The sequence below is a fragment of the Nocardia sp. IBHARD005 genome (assembly GCF_052814245.1).
The window spans coordinates 4,003,240-4,020,141 of the sequence record NZ_CP199935.1 but is presented as its reverse complement, the minus strand read 5'-3'; the positions used below and the strand labels follow the sequence as shown (position 1 = coordinate 4,020,141).

The window sequence follows — 16,902 nt, the reverse complement described above, 5'->3', positions numbered from 1 at the left end:
CAACCTTCGCTTGTGACAAAGAGTAAGAGAAGGCTGGATCAATGATGCTTTCCGACAAGGACGCCCGCAGCCCGCGGGTCAACTACGATGCGGCGGTGGCGTTTCCGAGCCGGAGCCGCGCACACTCGCGTTTCGTAGCGCCGTCAGGTATCGCGTGACCTTCTGCCGCGGACAGGATTCGGGATCGATTGCGGCACTTGGCGCATGAGCCATCTGCGCGGGCCGCCGCCGGGCAGGTCGATCACCGCGGTCGTGCCGAATCCGAGGCGTTCATAGAAGGAGAGGTTGTTCGGGTTCGTTGTTTCCAGGTGCACGGGAACGCCGTCGGCGGCCGCTCGATACATTCCCGCCGCGATCAGGTCCCGTCCATGCCCCCGTCCACGTGCCGCCGCGGAGACGCCGACCGCCAACAAGTGCCAATGCTGCTCCTGCACACCAGCCGCGTAGGTCACGCGTGCTCCCGTCCGCGCACGTGCGGCGTGCGAACCGTAGGTGTGCCATGCCTTCAACTGTCGACCTACCGCCGCTCGGGGCAGGATGTGAAAGGTGGCCAGCCATACCGCCACGCCGACGATCGCGCCGGTGCTGTCGAGGGCGAGGTCTACTCCATCGCTGCAATCGCGTGAATCGTCGAGCGAGGATCGAAACGACCGGGCGAGCCGGGTCCTGCGGGTGGATTCTTTGGGGTGCAGCCACAGGGTCGCCGGGTCCTCCGCCAAGGACGCCGCCAACAGTTCGGCGGCGACGCCGAAGTCCTTCCTGTTGCCGGGGCGAATCCGCCGAGCATTTTCCTGTACCGCATCTCCCACGGTCGGAATGATAATGGCGAGTTGACCCTCGGGCTCCTCGAGCAGGACAGTCAGACCGGGACCGCTCGGCCGCGCAAGTAGGCGATGACGTTCTCGGCGCCTGACTCGTCCGGATCCGCAGCCGATAATCGGAACTGGGACACCGCATCATCGAGTCGTGGTCCCGGGCCGTGCTCGGCGAGCAGAACGACGATCGCTTCCAGGGCGGCCGGTTGCGCTTTCGGTTCCGCCAGTAGTTCGTTCAGGTAGGCGTCCGGTTCGAGCAGGCGTAGCGCCCGGCGCGCGTAGGCATGGACGCGCACCGGCAAGTCGGCACGAACGGCGTCGACATCGGCCTGTAGCGCGGGCCGCCCCCGGTGGGCCGGATCGACCCGCAGCGACCACAACTCGGTCAACTCCTGGCTCATCCCGCGCTCGTCGATCAACGCGGGCCCGGTTGCTTGTTCGAGCGCGGTCGGCGGGAGTCCCCGCACGGTATTTCGCCAGTTGCAGAATTCCCACCAGGCGATCGGCGTCGCACTGAGTTCCAGGCCGAATCCGATCGCCTGCTGACCGTCTGTCCAGGTCCGCTGGGTGCGGGTGCGGCGGATCGATGCCCTACCGCCGGCGGTGACCTGCGTCCAAGAAGCTTCCGTTCCGTGAAAGCCATATGGCCGCAACAACTTTCCCGCCTCGCGTGTCAGGCGGCGTAGCGCAGGGTCCGGTCCGTCCATATGAGCCACACTAAAGGGGCGCACCGACAAGTTCGGTTCACCGGCGAACAGCGCCCGCTATATCCGCATGTCGCGGTGGGCGGACCACGCTCGACCGCGACGGCGGTTCGTCCGGGCCAGGAATCGACGACGCGCATGCCCGTCGCCGCGGCGAGCACCGCGGCGGTGACTTGCTCGGGCGCCTCGACCATCACCAGGTGACCCGCACCGTCGACGACGATCGCTCGCGATGGTTTCAACGCGCGATTCAGCGTGGCACCGGCTCGGGCGCTCAGCACTCGATTGCGTCTGCCCCAGACCGTGGTGATCGGGGGAAAGCCGGTGGGCGGCACGAAGTTTTCCAGTTCGCCGAGCAGCGGAATCTCACGGAAGATGGCGGCAGTGACCATCAGCCGACGGGGAGTCGAAATGCCGCATCCCCTGGCGTCCTTCCAGTGGCAGCCACGTGACCACGTCGACGTGGTCACTCCACGGTAACGCCGACACCCTCGCTCGCACGGCGGACCTCCCGCTTCGCTCCAGGCGCATCTGCAGTTAGTCCAGGCAGAACTCGTTGCCCTCGGGATCGGTCATCACGATCCACCCGGCACTCATCGGCGGTTCGGGCTCGAAGCGCTCGACCCGCTTGCCACCCAGCGCGACCAGCCGCTCGCACTCCGCTTCCAATGCCGCCATCCGCTCGTCCCCCTGCAACCCGGGCGCCGCCCGAACATCGAGATGAACCCGATTCTTCGCGACCTTGCCCTCCGGCACCCGCTGAAAGAACACCCGCGGGCCATGGCCCGCCGGATCCTCGATCGCCGACTTCGCATTCCGCTCCTGCGCAGGCACACCGATCCGCGCGAGAAACTGATCCCACACGGCAAGCGGGTCGACCCCGGCAGGCACCTCGACTCCTGGCGGCCCCGGATGCACATAACCCAGCGCATCACGCCAGAAGGTCGACAGCGCGGCCGGGTCGTGTGCGTCGAAGGTGATCTGAATGTGGCGGCTCATCAGTACTCCGTTCATGGCAGTTGGACACACGGCGTGGCAGACCTTCGCGTCACCGTATGCCAGGGGTCCGACAATCTGCCGCGGTGATTGCCGGGGACAGTGATTCGCCCAGTCCGAATCTGGCGTGCACGGTCTTCATCCAGGCCGGGGCCCACCAGCAGTCGTCGCCGAGGAGTTTCATCGTCGCGGGGACGAGGAGCATGCGCAGGACGGTGGCGTCGATGATGAGGGCGGCGATCATGCCGTAGGCGACGTATTGCATCAGGACCAGGTCCGAGAAGGCGAAGGCGCCGGTGACCACGAGCAAGATCAGCGCCGCCGCGGTGATGATGCGGCCGGTGTGCGCGGTGCCGATCCGGACCGCCTCGGTGGTGGTCGCACCCTGGGCCCGCGCTTCGACCATGCGCGACAGCAGGAAGACCTCGTAGTCGGTGGACAGGCCGTAGATGATCGCGATGATCATCACCAGCATGTTGGCCTGGATGGGTTGCGGGGTGAAGTTCAGCAGGCCCGCGCCGTGACCGTCGATGAAAATCCAGGTGAGGATGCCCAGCGTCGAGCCGAGACCGAGAGCGCTCATGAGAGCTGCCTTGATCGGCAGGATCAGCGAACCGAAGGTCAGGAACATCAGCAGCGTGGTGACGAGCAGGACGAGGGCGACCATCCACGGCATGCGCTCGAGCAGCGCGTCGAGGGAGTCCTTCTGGATGGCGGGGACGCCGCCGACGAGCATCCGCACGCCGTCGGGAAGTTCGATGCCACGCAGGTAGTCGATGGTGGCGCCGGCGGAATCGGAGTCGGCGAGCGTCGTTGTGGTGCGGTACACGTCCGACTGCACCGGCGACCGCGACGGCAGTTCGAACGTCGCCGCCAGACCGGGGGCTTGGTTGGCCATTTTCAGGGCAGTGCCGATCGCGACGCTGTCGCCGGAGACGAAGATCAGGTCGATCGGATCGGATCGACGGCCGGGGAAGGTCGCGTCGATCTGCTCCTGGGCGACGCGAGTGCTGTTGTCCGGCGGCAGATATCGTTCACTGAAGCCGCCGAAGGCGAGATTGCGAGCCGGCAGAATCAACAGCACCAGGATCACGCACAGCACGCCCGCGACCTTCACCGGATGCTTCATCACCCACTGGGTGCTGCGGCCCCAGAAACCGTTCTCCACCTCGTCGGCGGACTTCGTTCTCCTGAGTCGCCTGCTTCCCCACATATCCACGCGCGCACCGAGAATCGCGAGCATCGCGGGCAGCAACGTGATGGCGGTGAGCGCGGCCAGCGACACGGTCGCGATGGCGCCGTAGGCGATGGATTTCAGGAACCCCTGCGGGAACAGGAGCATGCCGCCCGCGCTGGCGATGATCATCGTCGCGGAGAACACCACGGTGCGCCCCGCCGTCGTCATCGTGCGCCGCACCGCCGCCGCGGTGTCGTGGCCCTCGGCGAGTTCTTCGCGGAAGCGACTCACGACGAACAGCCCGTAGTCGATGGCCAATCCGGCACCGATCATCGAAACAACCGGCGCGACAAAGGAGTTCACCTCGGTGACGGAGGTGAAGGTACGCACGATCCCGCTCGCGCCCATCATCGTCAGCCCGCCGACGATCAACGGCAGCGCAGCGGCGACCACACCGCCGAAGATGAAGAACAGCAGCAGCGCGACCACCGGGAATGCGAGGAATTCCATCCGCCGGATGTCGTCGGACAGGGTGTCATTGAGTGTTCGGGCCACCGGTTGCAGGCCGCCCACCTGCACATCGATACCGGGAATCGCGAAGGCGTCCTTCACCTTTCTGGTATTGCGCAGCATCTCGGTGTCGTTGTCGCCGACGATGGCAACGGCGGCGACCGCGCGGGTGCGGTCCGGGGTGGCGAACAGGGAACCACTCGCCCGGCCCGTTTCGGTCTGCCAGTAGGCCCCGTTGACACCGGCTATCGCGCCGGAATACTCACGCGGCAGGCTGTTGAGGTTGTCGACGATCTTGCGACCGAACTCGGGATCGTCGACGGTCTTGCCGGGCGGCGCGGTGTACAGCACAACCACATCCAGGTCGTGGTTGCGTCCGAACGCACTGTCCGCCAACCGCGCCGCCAGCGCGGATTCGGATCCGGGATCGTCCATGCCGCCGGAGCTCAGCTGATCGTGCAGCCCCAGCCCGTACCCGCCGAGCGCGAGCAGTGCGGCCACGACGACGCCGAGCACGGCGAACCGGAATCGATAGACCAGATCGCCCCAGCGCGTGAACATCAGCTCGCCGCCCGTTCGTCGACTCCGAGTGCAATCTCCAAGAGGCCGCATCCTTTCACGTGGTCCGCCTGATGTGCCTCCCACCCAAAGTACCGCCACTTCGCGAGCTGGTCCCTGATCTAGGACCGCGCGCGCTGATCGACGCCGACCTCCCGCAACGCGGTGATCAGGAAATTGTTGACCGCCTCGGTTCGTTCGAGGTGGACCAGATGGCCCGCGCCCGGAAGTTCCACCACCGCCCGGAGATCGGTGACGTTCGCACGGAGCGTGGCGAGCGGGTCGCGGCCACTGAAGCCCTCCATGTCGGGGTCGTTCTCGCCGTAGAGGAAGTAGGTCGGGACCTCGATCCGGGCGTCGGCGAAGGGCTCGGCGAGTTCCCAGTTGCGGTCGAGGTTGCGGTACCAGTTCAAACCACCGGTGAAGCCGGTCCGTTCGAATTCTGTGGCGATGGTGTCGAATTCATCCTCGCGCAGCCACGTCCACGGCAGCGCGGGCGCCTGGGGCAGCACATCCAGGTAACCGAGCCCGGGCGGATTCCGCCAGGTGTCGAGATAGTGGTAGTCGCCGGAGAGGGAGAAGTAGACGCGGGACAGGAATTCCCTCGGTCGCGCCGCGAGTTCGACGTCGGCGACACCGGGCTCCTGGAAGTAGGACAGGTGCAGGAAGTGGCGTTGGGCGGCCTTGGTCCAGAAGGCCGAGGGCGCGCGGGGCGGACGCGGCGAGTACGGATTGTTCAGCACCACGAGGGCTTCGACGCGCTCGGGAGCACGCAGCGACAGTTCCCACACCAGCTGGGCGCCGAAATCGAGGCCGACGAACACGGCCTTCTCGGCGCCGATGTCGTCGAGCAGACCGAGGAGGTCGCCGATCACGGCCATATTGGTGTAGGCGGCGACATCAGCGGGCGCCTCGGTGCGGCCGTACCCGCGAAGGTCGGGCGCGATGGCCCGGAATCCGGCCTCGGCCACAGCGTCGATCTGCCGATGCCAGATGAACCCGGTGTGCGGAAAGCCGTGACAGAACACGACCGGGTAGCCCTGCCCCTGCTCGGTGACATGCATCCTGATTCCGCCCGTGTCGAGGAATCTCTGCTCCACTACCGCCTCCAATTTCTAGAACGTGTTCTGATTTGACGGTAGTGTCCGGAGGTCATGAGCGGAACACCCAAGATTCTGGCCGGGCGCGTCGCGGTCGTCACCGGGGCAAGTCGCGGCATCGGCAAAGGCATCGCCCTGGAACTGGGCGCGGCCGGAGCGACCGTGTACGTCACCGGACGCACCACCGAGCCAGGGAAGCTACCCGGCACCGTGCACGACACCGCCGCGATGGTGACCGAACTCGGCGGGCGCGGCGTGGCGGCGGTCTGCGATCACCGCGACGACGACGCGGTCGAGAAACTCTTCACCCGGATCCGCGAGGAGCAGGGTCGCCTCGACGTGCTGGTCAACAACGTCTACAACTCTCCCGCCGCCGCCCGCTGGCTGGGCCGCAAGTTCTGGGACGTGCCACCCAAGGCGTGGGACGAGACCTTCGACATCGGCGTGCGATCGCATTATGTGGCAAGCGTGTTCGCCGCTGCGCTGCTGATCGAGTCGGCGGGGCTCATCGTCAACGTCTCCTCCCCCGGCGCCCGGCGGTACATGCACAACGCCGTCTACGGCGTCGGCAAGACCGCACTGGATCGGCTCACCGCCGACCTCGCCCACGACCTGGACGGCACCGGTGCGACCGCGGTCTCGATCTGGCCAGGAATCGTGGATACCGAGCTGCTGCAACTGGTCCCAGCCGACGAGCACGGCCACCGCCGGGTCACCCTGCCCGGCGAGGGCACCTTCGACCTCGACACCGCCCAGACACCCCGCTTCCCCGGACGCGCCGTGGTGGCCTTGGCCGCCGACCCCGGCCGGTCGACACGCGCCGGGAAGTCCTGGAAAGTCGCCGACCTCGCCGAGGATTACGGGTTCACCGACGTCGACGGACGCATCCCCCGCGCCGACTGAATACCCCCACTGCCGCGATGAGCCACAACGCCGCGCGAGCTGATCGCGACTGATGCCGAGCGAATAACCCGCGCCGCGGTCAACTAAGATCAGCGACGGTAATTCTCGGCACCCGAACGAACAGGACTCCCATGGCGCGCAAAGTCGTTGTCACACTTGTCGATGATTTCGATGGCACGTCCGCTGCCGATGCGACTGTCACATTCGGAATCGATGGGGCTGCCTACGAAATCGACCTGTCCGACGCCAACGCGGCAGAGTTGCGTGAGGTGTTCGAACAGTGGGTTCCGTACGCGCGCCGCACCGGTCGGGCGAAGGCGGGCGCAGCACGTCGCCTCGGCTCGGCACCGGCGGCCGAATCCACTCGCCGCAACGATCTGACCGAGATCCGGGCGTGGGCTTCGCAGAACGGGCACACAGTGTCCAGCCGCGGCAGGATCTCGGCGGAAGTCATCTCGGCCTATGAGCAGGCATCGGCGTAAAGCTGCGGTTCGGCAACAGCACGGCGCGCATTCCCTCCGCGCGCCGTGCTGTTGACGTCTAGTTGGGCAGCGGAATATCAGCTGTGAATCGCTCGCCCGGCGGTAGACCGCGCAGCACCGCACTGATCGCCTGGCCTTATAGGTGTTGAAGGTATTGAACTCGATATCGCCAGATACAACGCCACCAAAGGCACTGCCGCCCACCTTGTTCCGAGCATTCGTCCCCGATTCGGCCGACCGCACCCACCCAGGGCCCCTGACCGCCCACGAATCACCCTGCGCGAGTGGGCAACCGGCAAGCGGAGAGCAGCGCGCGATAGAGTGCGCGGGGACGTTCGCAGGGGTGTAGCGCTTGATTCGGGGGAATATCGTGAACGAAGTCTTGGCCTTGATCGGGGTGGGTGGGCTGATCCCGACGGTGATCGCCGCGGTGTCAGCGTGGTTCTCGACGACATTCAGCCGTCGAATCAACAAGCGGACCATCGAAGGCACCATGACAGGCGACGTTGTTCCCGTCGTCTCGACACCGACCGAACCCGCCGTTCCGGATACCGAACACACTCAGACGCCACGTCATCGCACGGAGGAATACCTCCGGCAGGTGCGCAGCGCGATGGCGCAGAGCACGGCGTTCTTCTGGGCGTACATGATCAGCGGTTGCTGCGGAGTTGTGGTGGTACTCGCCGCCGCGTCGATGGTCGCGTTCGGCAATCGGGATGCCGCCGCCGCGACCTCGATCATGGGAGCGGTGCCGGTGGGGATCACCGCGTTGTTCTACAAGCGTTCCACCGACCTCGACAAGATCGTGGGCGAGAATCTCACACGCCTGGGCAAAGCCGACGAGATCGCGGAAGCCAACCGCGCCGCCCACGACGTGGTCTCGCGAATGGGTGTCGGCGCCGACCAGGATCGGCTACTGGCCATGATCGGTGTGCGACAACTCTTTCCGACGGCCACGCCCGCGGAAGTCGCTGAACTCCTTCGTACCGTGCCTGTCGACTCCGGACAGTGAACTGTCGGGCGTGGCCGCGCGAGTTCCGAATCAGGGCCTGACCAGCAGTACCTCTGGAAGCGCCGCGGTCAGGGAGGGAGGTCAGCTGCCGCATTGTGCGGTCTCCGGGCGCTCGATCAAGAGCCCATGCGCGACCGCGTCGGCGACCGGTCGGTGCCGAATTCCCTTGGGCACCAAGAACAATTCGCCCGGGCGCAGGGGTACTGGGGGGCGGTCTTCCAGTTCGATGCCGAAGGTGCCGTCCCAGCAGAGGAACCGTTCGTCTTCGTCGTGGTGGTGCCAGGGGACCTGCTCGAACCACGCTCCGACGTGATCTCGCTGGCTTGCGCGGCACCGGACCGGCCTCCTGTCGAATCGGCCGAGTCCTATCGACGACCTGGACGTCTGGGCGATCCAGCACAGGCGAGGCACCACCCAGTCGACCGAACTCGTAGCCTCGCGAATCTCGGAGTCCTCGCCCGGCAGCGCATCGTCAACGCCCTCACCCACCGCGCCGAACAGCGAGCCACCGAACACGGCAGCTGAGGTCCTTCAGGAGCGCTGCTGGGCGGCAGCGTCGCTCGCGGTCTGAACGAATGCCTGTACCCGTGCGGTGAGTCCCGAGTTGAGCCAGCCGAGGCCGAATTGCAGTGGTGGGGCGTCGGTTACGGCGACGAAGGTGACGTCGGGGCGGACGTAGAACAGCGGGGCTTGTTCGGTTGTCAGATACACGCCCTTGCCCGCGCCGACGAGGGCGAGGATCTCCGGGAAGGTCGCGGCGGTCGGGCCCGGTTCGATGGGGCGGCCGGACGGGGTCTGTTCGGGATGGTGGAACTGGTCGAAGTACGCGGGTAGCTCCGGCGGATTCTGGATCATCGCGACCTCGGCGAGGTCTTCCAGCGACAGCGAGGGCCTGCGGGCGAAATCGTGACCGGACGCAACCGCGAGCATTTTGGCCTCGGAGATCAGCGGCGGGCCGATGGTCATATCGGGCTCGCGCATCGGAAAGCAGCACAGCATCATGTCGACAGCACCCCTGCGCAACCGACTCGCACCGTCGCTGAGCTGCAATTCCGTGATCCGTACAGCGCATTCGGGATGCCGGGCCTCGAAGATCTCGCCTATCTGCAGCAGATACCGCCCACCGGCGGACCCGAAATAGCCGACCCGCAAGGTGCCGTGAAGTCCGCGCCCGGCCAGTTCGGCATTGCGGACGCTGCGCCGAACCTGCTCGTAGGCGGGACGAAGTTCCTCGCACAACCGACGGCCGACCGGCGTCAGGACGACCTTGCGGCTGGTCCGCTCGAACAGCGCCACCCCGACCTGTCGCTCGAGCCCCTTGATCGTCTTGCTCACATGCGCCGTGGAGACCCGCAGCCGCTCGGCGGTCCGGCCGAAATGCAGTTCCTCCGACAGCGTCAGGAACGCCTCGATCTCGTTTCGCTCCACGGTCGCCTTCGATCATTGCTCACCGGTTAACGACCTTTGGGTGATTTGTCGTTGATCATGCCCGGCGAACACTTGATCATAGATCCGTCTGCGAAAAACGTTCAGAGAGGTCGGTTTAGACATGGCGGTAGTGACCGTCCCGCATATCAGGCACAGGGTCGTCGAGGTCGACGGAGTACGGGTGTTCTACCGGGAGACCGGACCGGCGGGCGCGCCGGCACTGCTTCTCCTGCACGGCTTTCCCTCGGCATCGCATCAGTTCCGGCGGCTCATGGACGCACTCGGTGGGCGATTCCGGATGATCGCCCCCGACTATCCCGGTTTCGGGCACACCGAAGTCCCCGACGGTTTCGTGTACTCCTTCGACCGTCTCGCCGACATCGTCGAAGGCTTTGCCGACGCCGTGGGTCTGCGACGATTCGTGCTGTACGCCTTCGACTTCGGCGGACCGGTCGGCTTGCGCCTGGCCACCCGCAGGCCCGCACAGATCGCCGGTCTGATCGTGCAGAACGCGAACGCCTACGACGAAGGCCTGTCCGACATGGCGCGCGCGATGACCGCGAACAAGCCGGGACAGCCGGGCGCCGAGGACAACGTTCGGCAAATTCTCGAACTGCCCGTCACCCGCGGCCAGTACGAGGGCGGCACCACCGATCTCGAGCTCATCGCTCCCGACGGCTGGACTCTGGACCAGCATTTCCTCGACCTCCCTGGCCGCAAGGACGCGCAGGTGCTCCTGGCCCTCGACTACCACACCAATGTGGCGCTCTACCCGGTCTGGCAGCAGTGGTTGCGCGAGCACCGGCCGCCGACGCTGGTGCTGTGGGGTCGCAACGACGCCTTCTTCCCCGAGGCAGGTGCCCATGCCTACCGCCGCGACCTCCCCGATGCCGCGGTCCACATTTTCGACACCGGCCATTTCGCGCTCGAAGAGAAGCTCCCCGAAATCGCCCCGGTCATCAGCGATTTCATCGATCGCCTGTAGCAGGGCAAGCCGATGAAGATCGCTGTTGCCGATACCACGGGCAACTGGTCACCGAGGGCTCGGTGACCAGTTGCGGGCCGAACCCGATGCTGACTGATGCGCGACCTCGCGGTAACGGGCGGCGGCGGGTTGGCAGCGACACGCGCACAACGGCTTTCAGCTATCGTCGCCGTCGGACGATGGCGAGACCCATGCGACGAGCCAGAATCCAGCCTTCTCCCGCGGCGGCCGAAACCACCGCGCAGAGTGCACTTCTCAGCGTCGGCCCGGTTCGCACCTATCTCGACGACATCGACACGGCGATGTCGCGATTCGAGCGGGCGCTGAGGGAGCAGGCCGGTGTCGGCAGCGACTAGGAGAACACGTAGTCAGTCAGGGGAAAATGACCACTGCGCCAGGCGGATTCGAGGGTGGAGCTGGGGCGTAGGGGCACATCGCCGTGTTTGTCGAAGTAGTAGCTGTTGGCGGTGGCGCAGCTTTCGTCCCAGAACACCTGGCCGCCGCGGCGGGCGAGCATCTCGCGGAAGTAGCGGTCGTTGGCTTCCGCGGTGACCTCGATGCGGTCCGCGTCGTGAGTACGGGCGTGGTGCAGGCAGCGCAGGATGTGGCGGGTCTGGTTCTCGATCAGGGTGAAGTAGGACGCGCCGTTGTAGCCGTAGGGGCCGATGATGGAGAAGAAGTTCGGGAAGCCGGGGACGCTGACGCCCTCGTAGGCTTGCAGCCGGTTCTCGTCCCACCAGGTCTCCAGATCGCGGCCGTCGATGCCGCGCAGGTCGTAGGTCGGCATATTGCCCGATTCCATGACTTTGAAACCGGTGGCGAGGATCAGTACATCGGCGCGGTGTTCGGTGCCTTCGGCCGTGCGGACGCCGGTGGCGGTGATCTCGCTGATCGGGTCGGTTTCCAGGGTCACGTTCGAACGATTGAACGTCGACAGGTAGTCGTTGGAGAAGCTGGGTCGTTTGCACCCGAGGGCGTATTGCGGGGTGAGCGCGGCCCGGATGGCGGGGTCCTTCACCTGGCGCCGCAGATGGGCCAGGCCCGCGCGTTCGCCGATCGCGGCCGTGGGCAGGGAGCGGTGGTAGTGGGCCGCGAGCGGGAAGGTGAACTCGACGTAGGTCTGGCTCACCAGGCGGGTCAGCGTTCGCCCGCCGGGGACCTTCAGTGCCAGGCGGGCGGCGAGGGGCAGCGGCAGGTCGGGGCGGGGCAGACACCAGATCGGGGTGCGCTGGAACACCGTCAGGTGCTCGACCCGCGAGGCGATCTCCGGGATCACCTGGACCGCGGAGGCGCCGGTGCCGATGATCGCCACGCGCTTTCCCCGCAGGTCCTGGCGGTGATCCCAGCGCGAGGTGTGCATGACTGTCCCCGAGAAGGTCTCGATGCCGCCGATGTCAGGGAGTTTGGGTCTGGTGAGGACGCCGGTCGCGCTGATCACGAACCGCGCGGTCAGTTCGGTGCCGTCGGCAGTGTGCAACACCCAGCGGTCTCCCCGCTCGTCGAAGGTCGCGCCGATCACGTTGGTACCGAAGCGAATTCGTGGTCGCAGCCCGTATTTGTCCACGCACGATTCGGCATAGGCCTTGAGTTCGCGACCGGGTGCGTAGACCCGCGACCAGTCGGTGCGCTGCTCGAAGGAGTACTGGTAGCTGAACGACGGGATATCCACGGCGACACCGGGATAGGTGTTCCAATGCCACGTGCCACCGACGCCGTCGGCCTCGTCGACGATCAGGTAGTCGTCGAACCCGGCCTTGCGCAACTCGATCGCCACGCCGATCCCGGAGAATCCGGCGCCGACGATGACGATCTCGTGGTCGATTCCGGTGGGTGTCATGCGATCTCCTTCATCAGTTCCGCCGACGGATGCAGGCGGCCGGGCCGAGCGAGGGTGCGCACGACATGGCCCGCGTCGTCGGCGTAGACGATGCTGTCCACCCGATGCTCGATGCCGTCGACGGTGCGCACGCCCAGCGGTACCAGTCGCGCGATCGGCCAGGTGACCAGGGTGCAGTGCGGTTGCCGCAGGGTGCGGTAGTAGCTGTTGTGCACCGCGACGCCTGCGGTGTCATCGGGCGTCAGGCGGTGGCGCAGCCACGAATCATGCACCTGGACGCGGAGATTGACGCGGGCGACGAGCCGAACCAGTCTTTGCGGAGCTCGACGCAGCGCCGTCGCGCCGGAGCACGGTACGCGCGGGAGGACCCACGCCGCCTCGGTCTGGAACACCGTCACCCGCGCGGCCTCGGCGGCGATGCCGGGCAGCAGCCGCGCGGCCGCCGCCCCGCTACCGATGATCGCGACCCGCTGACCGGTGAATTCGTGCCGGGGTGTGAAGGCCGTGCGGTGCAACTGGGGGCCGGTGAAGGTATCGGCGAAACGCAGCGTCGTCATTTCGCCACCGGTTCATAGGTGAGCTCGTCCGACCAGGACGGCCTGCGGCCGAGAACGCGGATCGGGAAGCGGTCGATACAGGCATTGGACACATCCGCCAGCAGCTGGAACGGCTGACGGCGGTGAATGGTGGCCTTCCCGTGCATCTTCACCACGTGGTAGAGCGGGACCCGGCGGATGGCCGGGCTGCGCTCCCCCACGTTCTCGTAGCGGCGCACCGCCTGCCACAGCTTCTCCTCGTCGAGGCCCAACGCGATGATGTTGGCCGACATCCGCGACAGCAGTGGCGCGTACAGCAGCGCGCCGAGCACGAACGACGGGCGCACCGCGAAACCGGCTGTCTCGATGGCGATCCGGCGCAGCGGGCCCGCGCCGAGCTGTTCGAGAACCTGGAAACCGACTGCCAGGTGCCGGGATTCGTCGCTGTTGATGTGCCGGAACACCTCGTGACACACCGGATCCTCGACCTCGTCGAGCAGGAATTTCACCAGTGCGCCGTCGAGTGCGGTCTCCAGTGAGGGGATGACGGTGCCGAGTACGGGCAGGGTCAGCTGGTCGGCGTAACGGTCGAGCCAGCTGATGACCAGGCGAATGTTCTTGTTGGGCACCGGCATCGAAGCGCCGTCGGCCACCATGCCCCAGCGGCGCATCAGCGCGAGTTCGGCGTTGGCATGCTTCTGTTCCTCGGCATGGAAGTACCGGTAGATTTCGCGTAGCGGGCCGGGTGGGGCCTGGTGGGTCAGCGCGGCGAAGCCGCGAGCGCCGACATGTTCGATCCACACCAGATCGGCCATGAAGGTGGCCAGCCGTGGGCGCTGTTCGTCGGTGATGGTGTCGGCACCCGGTGCGTCCCAATCGATATCGGCCAGCGCCCACTGCTTGGCGCGAATGGTGGCGAGCATATCGGGATAGGCGAACGTCATTGTTCGATCTCCTTCGGTGTGGTGGATCAGCGCACGACCCGCTCCAGCAGTCCTGCCGAACGGGTGTAGGTGGTGGGCAGCCATCGTTTGGCCTGCCAGAGCATCTTGGCCTCGAGCTGCGGCACCACGTAGAGGTCGCCGCGGTCGACCGCGTCGAGGGTGGTGCGGACGATGGCGGCCGGTGCGCGTCCGGTCCAGCGCAGCAGCAGCCCGCCGAGACGCTCGGCGGTGTCGTCCATGGGCGAATCCGCCTGCATGATATTGGTTTTCACGCCGGTCGGGCACAGCACCGTGACGCCGACGCCGGTGCCGGCCAGCTCGGCCGACATCGTCTCCGACAGGGCGAGCACACCCGCCTTGCTGACGTTGTAGGCCGCCATCCGGGGTGCCGCGCCGAACGCGGCCGCCGAGGCGACGTTCACCAGTGCTCCACGCCCGGCCGCGCGCAGGATCGGCGCGAAAACGTGGCAGCCGTGGATGACGCCCCAGAGATTCACGCCGAGCGTGCGCTGCCAATCATCGAGGGCGAACTCGCCGACCACCGGTCCGCCCGCCCCGATACCGGCATTGTTGACGACCACGGTGGGCGGACCGCCGAACCAGTCCTGCGCGGTCGCGGCCAACCGGGTGACCTCATCGATCACGGTGACATCGCAGCGGGTACCGATCGCTGTGCCGCCCGCCGCCTCGACGAGTTCGGCGGTGTCGGCCGCACGGCCGGAATCGATGTCGGAGCACACGACGCGGCCGCCGCGGCGACCCAATTCGACGGCGAACGCGCGTCCGATGCCACTACCCGCGCCGGTCACCACCGCATCGGCGTTCGTGGTCCGGCGATGACCGCCGAAGGGGAACAATCGCATGGCAACTCCCGGTTCTACCCGGCGAGGCCCTAACTGGTGGCATCTGCCACCATTGGCCGCACCTGACACCAATTAGGCGCGCGGAGGAGTACTTTGTCAACCATGGATGTGCGCGCACCGGCTCGAACCTGGGGCGGGCGGACCGCCGACGAGCGCAGGGCGCAGCGGCGGGTCGGCCTGGTCGAGGCCGCCCTCGATATCTGGCTCGACAACGGCTGGGCCGCGGTGACCATGCGCGGTGTGTGCCAGCGGGCCTCGCTCAACGACCGCTACTTCTACGAGCACTTCGCCGACCGCGACGAACTGCTCGCCGCGGTCTGGGACGAGGTGTGCACCGAGGTGTTCGCCGAGCTGGCGAGTGTTGTCGCCGAACATGCCGACCGGACACCACTCGAGATCACGCGTGCGACCATCGCCCGCGCCGTCGGACTGCAGACCGATCTCCGCGGGCGGGCCAGGATCCTGCTGGCCGATCACGCGGGCAGTGCTGTGCTCGAACAGCGGCGCAAAACCATGCTCACCGACGCGACCGATGGGCTCATCGCGATCGCCTGGCCCTATCTACGCCCCGATATCGACGAAACCGCCATGCGTATGAGCACACTGGCAGGCATCGGCGGGTTCATAGAACTGCTGTCCGCCTGGCGCACGGGCGTGCTCGACGTGGACTCCGAGCGGATCGTCGAACACAGCACTGCGATCGCGATGCAGCTCGGCACGTTGTTTCTGCCCGCGGAGATCATCGGCGACTGACCGAACACGCGAGGCCTTGTCGAGTACTCACGCCGGGTGCCGACTGCGATCGGCTCGACCCGCACGCGGACTGTTGGCTACTGCGCTGATCCCTTCAGCGCACGCAGGCCTGCGGCTCAGCGCACGCAGGCCTGCGGCCATGAATTCCGTAGTGGCCTCGGCTGCCCGGTCGGCGGCGGAACCCGTATCGGAACCCTGGTTGGCCCGGTGGGTGATGCCTTCGCCGATGATGCCCAGTTTGAAGTTGGCCAGGGCGAGGTAGAAGCCCCAGTTGTCCAGGTCGCGCCCCGACGAGGTCGCGTAGGTCTGAGCGAGGGTATCGGGGCTCGGCAGGCGGGAGCTGGTCCACGCGGCCCGGGTGCCGAGGATCACGGCGAAGATCGGGGCACGGTAAACACACATGAGAGCCACGTCGGTGAGTGGATCGCCCAGGGTTGAGAGCTCCCAATCGACCACTGCACGAACAGTTTTCGGGTCCGCGCTGTCGAGGATCGTATTGTCGATACGGAAATCCCCGTGCACGATCGAGGCCGACGATTCCCGCGGGATCGTAGCGTTCAGCGCGGCGTGCAGGGTTGCCACGTCGGGAAGTTCGCGGGTTTTGACCCGCTCCCACTGGGATGCCCAGAGCTCGACCTGCCGGGCGACGAAACCGTTCGGCCGACCGAATGTTTCGAGGCCGACAGCGGCCGGGTCGACCGCGTGCAGCTCGGCGAGGACGCGAACCAGCTCGCGCGCACTGGAATTCACCTGCTCATCGGTGAGCGCCGCCAGCTCGTCCTGATCTCGAAATACCGTCCCGTCGACGAACTCGACGACCGCCATCGGTGCGCCGAGCGCGGATCCGGTCGCGTCGAAGGCGATCGTCTTCGCCACGGGCACAGCGGATTTCCGCAGCGCGCTGGTGACGGTGTATTCGCGCCCCATGTCGTGGGCGGACTGGGTGAGGCCGGCGACCGGTGGGCGACCCAGCGCGAGACGTCATCGGCGGCGGCGAACGTCAGATTGGACCGGCCACCACTGATCAGTTCGACGCGCAGCTCCCCGTGCACCTCGACGCCGTGGGCACGCAGGAACTACCGGCGGGTGCGCGCGGCACGCCTCGACGGCGCGAACGGCCGCGAACGCGTGAGCTGTGTCGTCGAGGCACTGGCCTTCTCGATGCCGACATCGATGCCGCGCTCGCCGAAGCAGGCAGATCGACCGCCCACGCGCGCGACGCGGGGCGTGCCATCGCGACAATGTGTACCGCACTCCCCCAATGGTTTCGGCTCGACGGCCCGTCCTCCCCCGAACAGA

Annotated in this window: 18 protein-coding genes and 2 pseudogenes; 7 read left to right on the top strand and 13 right to left on the bottom strand. The window is 66.6% G+C overall.

The genetic code is table 11. The annotated features are described in order from the left end of the window. Positions 1 to 143: 143 nt before the first annotated feature. From ACTWPB_RS18860 to ACTWPB_RS18835, 6 genes are all read right to left on the bottom strand, one after another. Positions 144 to 809: a GNAT family N-acetyltransferase gene (locus ACTWPB_RS18860; protein ID WP_446221913.1), complete on the bottom strand. Its 666-nt coding sequence runs from the start codon at positions 807 to 809 to the stop codon at positions 144 to 146. Positions 810 to 859: 50 nt separating this feature from the next. Continuing rightward, the gene (locus ACTWPB_RS18855) at positions 860 to 1,522 is read right to left on the bottom strand and encodes a hypothetical protein (RefSeq protein ID WP_446221912.1); all 663 of its coding nucleotides are present in this window, start codon (positions 1,520 to 1,522) and stop codon (positions 860 to 862) included. After that, positions 1,489 to 1,911, bottom strand: a complete 423-nt coding sequence (locus ACTWPB_RS18850) for an alpha/beta fold hydrolase (RefSeq protein ID WP_446221911.1) — start codon at positions 1,909 to 1,911, stop codon at positions 1,489 to 1,491. The genes ACTWPB_RS18855 and ACTWPB_RS18850 overlap by 34 nt, the downstream gene beginning before the upstream one ends. Positions 1,912 to 2,056: 145 nt before the next feature. Continuing rightward, a complete protein-coding gene (locus ACTWPB_RS18845; RefSeq protein ID WP_446221910.1) occupies positions 2,057 to 2,518 on the bottom strand; it encodes a VOC family protein in 462 nt (153 codons plus the stop codon). Between the two features lie 49 nt (positions 2,519 to 2,567). Next, positions 2,568 to 4,763, bottom strand: a complete 2,196-nt coding sequence (locus ACTWPB_RS18840) for an MMPL family transporter (protein WP_446221909.1) — start codon at positions 4,761 to 4,763, stop codon at positions 2,568 to 2,570. A gap of 119 nt (positions 4,764 to 4,882) precedes the next feature. After that, positions 4,883 to 5,824, bottom strand: a complete 942-nt coding sequence (locus ACTWPB_RS18835) for an alpha/beta fold hydrolase (RefSeq protein ID WP_446226411.1) — start codon at positions 5,822 to 5,824, stop codon at positions 4,883 to 4,885. Between the two features lie 90 nt (positions 5,825 to 5,914). Between ACTWPB_RS18835 and ACTWPB_RS18830 the strand changes: the two genes are divergently transcribed. The 3 genes from ACTWPB_RS18830 (at position 5,915) to ACTWPB_RS18820 (ending at position 8,257) form a co-directional block, all read left to right on the top strand. Next, entirely contained in the window at positions 5,915 to 6,763 is an 849-nt protein-coding gene (locus ACTWPB_RS18830) for an SDR family NAD(P)-dependent oxidoreductase (RefSeq protein WP_446221908.1), read from the top strand. A gap of 131 nt (positions 6,764 to 6,894) precedes the next feature. Continuing rightward, entirely contained in the window at positions 6,895 to 7,245 is a 351-nt protein-coding gene (locus ACTWPB_RS18825) for a histone-like nucleoid-structuring protein Lsr2 (protein WP_056822989.1), read from the top strand. A 370-nt stretch (positions 7,246 to 7,615) separates the two neighbouring features. After that, the gene (locus tag ACTWPB_RS18820) at positions 7,616 to 8,257 is read left to right on the top strand and encodes a TRADD-N-associated membrane domain-containing protein (protein ID WP_446221907.1); all 642 of its coding nucleotides are present in this window, start codon (positions 7,616 to 7,618) and stop codon (positions 8,255 to 8,257) included. A gap of 81 nt (positions 8,258 to 8,338) precedes the next feature. Here the strand turns inward: ACTWPB_RS18820 and ACTWPB_RS18815 are convergent, their stop codons facing one another. Together ACTWPB_RS18815 and ACTWPB_RS18810 are read right to left on the bottom strand one after the other, a co-directional pair. Beyond that, the gene (locus tag ACTWPB_RS18815; protein WP_446226410.1) at positions 8,339 to 8,668 is read right to left on the bottom strand and encodes a cupin domain-containing protein; all 330 of its coding nucleotides are present in this window, start codon (positions 8,666 to 8,668) and stop codon (positions 8,339 to 8,341) included. A 120-nt stretch (positions 8,669 to 8,788) separates the two neighbouring features. Then, entirely contained in the window at positions 8,789 to 9,685 is an 897-nt protein-coding gene (locus ACTWPB_RS18810) for a LysR family transcriptional regulator (RefSeq protein WP_446221906.1), read from the bottom strand. Between the two features lie 121 nt (positions 9,686 to 9,806). Here ACTWPB_RS18810 and ACTWPB_RS18805 point away from each other — a divergent pair, with 121 nt between their 5' ends. Further along, a complete protein-coding gene (locus ACTWPB_RS18805; protein ID WP_446221905.1) occupies positions 9,807 to 10,670 on the top strand; it encodes an alpha/beta fold hydrolase in 864 nt (287 codons plus the stop codon). A 191-nt stretch (positions 10,671 to 10,861) separates the two neighbouring features. Further along, a complete protein-coding gene (locus ACTWPB_RS18800) occupies positions 10,862 to 11,026 on the top strand; it encodes a hypothetical protein (protein ID WP_446221904.1) in 165 nt (54 codons plus the stop codon). On the opposite strand, the gene ACTWPB_RS18795 is transcribed toward ACTWPB_RS18800, so the two are convergent. From ACTWPB_RS18795 to ACTWPB_RS18780, 4 genes are read right to left on the bottom strand one after another with little or no spacing between them, the layout of a single operon-like run. Next, the gene (locus ACTWPB_RS18795; protein ID WP_446221903.1) at positions 11,023 to 12,507 is read right to left on the bottom strand and encodes a flavin-containing monooxygenase; all 1,485 of its coding nucleotides are present in this window, start codon (positions 12,505 to 12,507) and stop codon (positions 11,023 to 11,025) included. The genes ACTWPB_RS18800 and ACTWPB_RS18795 overlap by 4 nt on opposite strands. Next, positions 12,504 to 13,064 (bottom strand): NAD(P)/FAD-dependent oxidoreductase, encoded by a 561-nt coding sequence (locus ACTWPB_RS18790; protein ID WP_446221902.1) that lies wholly within the window; start codon positions 13,062 to 13,064, stop codon positions 12,504 to 12,506. Before ACTWPB_RS18790 ends, ACTWPB_RS18795 begins: the two co-directional genes overlap by 4 nt. Further along, positions 13,061 to 13,987: a ferritin-like domain-containing protein gene (locus ACTWPB_RS18785; RefSeq protein WP_446221901.1), complete on the bottom strand. Its 927-nt coding sequence runs from the start codon at positions 13,985 to 13,987 to the stop codon at positions 13,061 to 13,063. The genes ACTWPB_RS18790 and ACTWPB_RS18785 overlap by 4 nt, the downstream gene beginning before the upstream one ends. Before the next feature lie 26 nt (positions 13,988 to 14,013). Continuing rightward, positions 14,014 to 14,850, bottom strand: a complete 837-nt coding sequence (locus ACTWPB_RS18780) for an SDR family NAD(P)-dependent oxidoreductase (RefSeq protein WP_446221900.1) — start codon at positions 14,848 to 14,850, stop codon at positions 14,014 to 14,016. A 108-nt stretch (positions 14,851 to 14,958) separates the two neighbouring features. Here ACTWPB_RS18780 and ACTWPB_RS18775 point away from each other — a divergent pair, with 108 nt between their 5' ends. Beyond that, positions 14,959 to 15,603 (top strand): TetR/AcrR family transcriptional regulator, encoded by a 645-nt coding sequence (locus ACTWPB_RS18775; RefSeq protein ID WP_446226409.1) that lies wholly within the window; start codon positions 14,959 to 14,961, stop codon positions 15,601 to 15,603. A gap of 27 nt (positions 15,604 to 15,630) precedes the next feature. Here ACTWPB_RS18775 and ACTWPB_RS18770 read toward each other — a convergent pair. Then, positions 15,631 to 16,676 (bottom strand): annotated as a pseudogene (locus tag ACTWPB_RS18770) (phosphotransferase family protein). On the opposite strand from ACTWPB_RS18770, the pseudogene ACTWPB_RS18765 reads away from it, so the two are divergent. After that, positions 16,650 to 16,877, top strand: a pseudogene (locus ACTWPB_RS18765) (hypothetical protein); the annotation flags it as partial. The pseudogenes ACTWPB_RS18770 and ACTWPB_RS18765 overlap by 27 nt on opposite strands. Between the last annotated feature and the right edge of the window lie 25 nt (positions 16,878 to 16,902).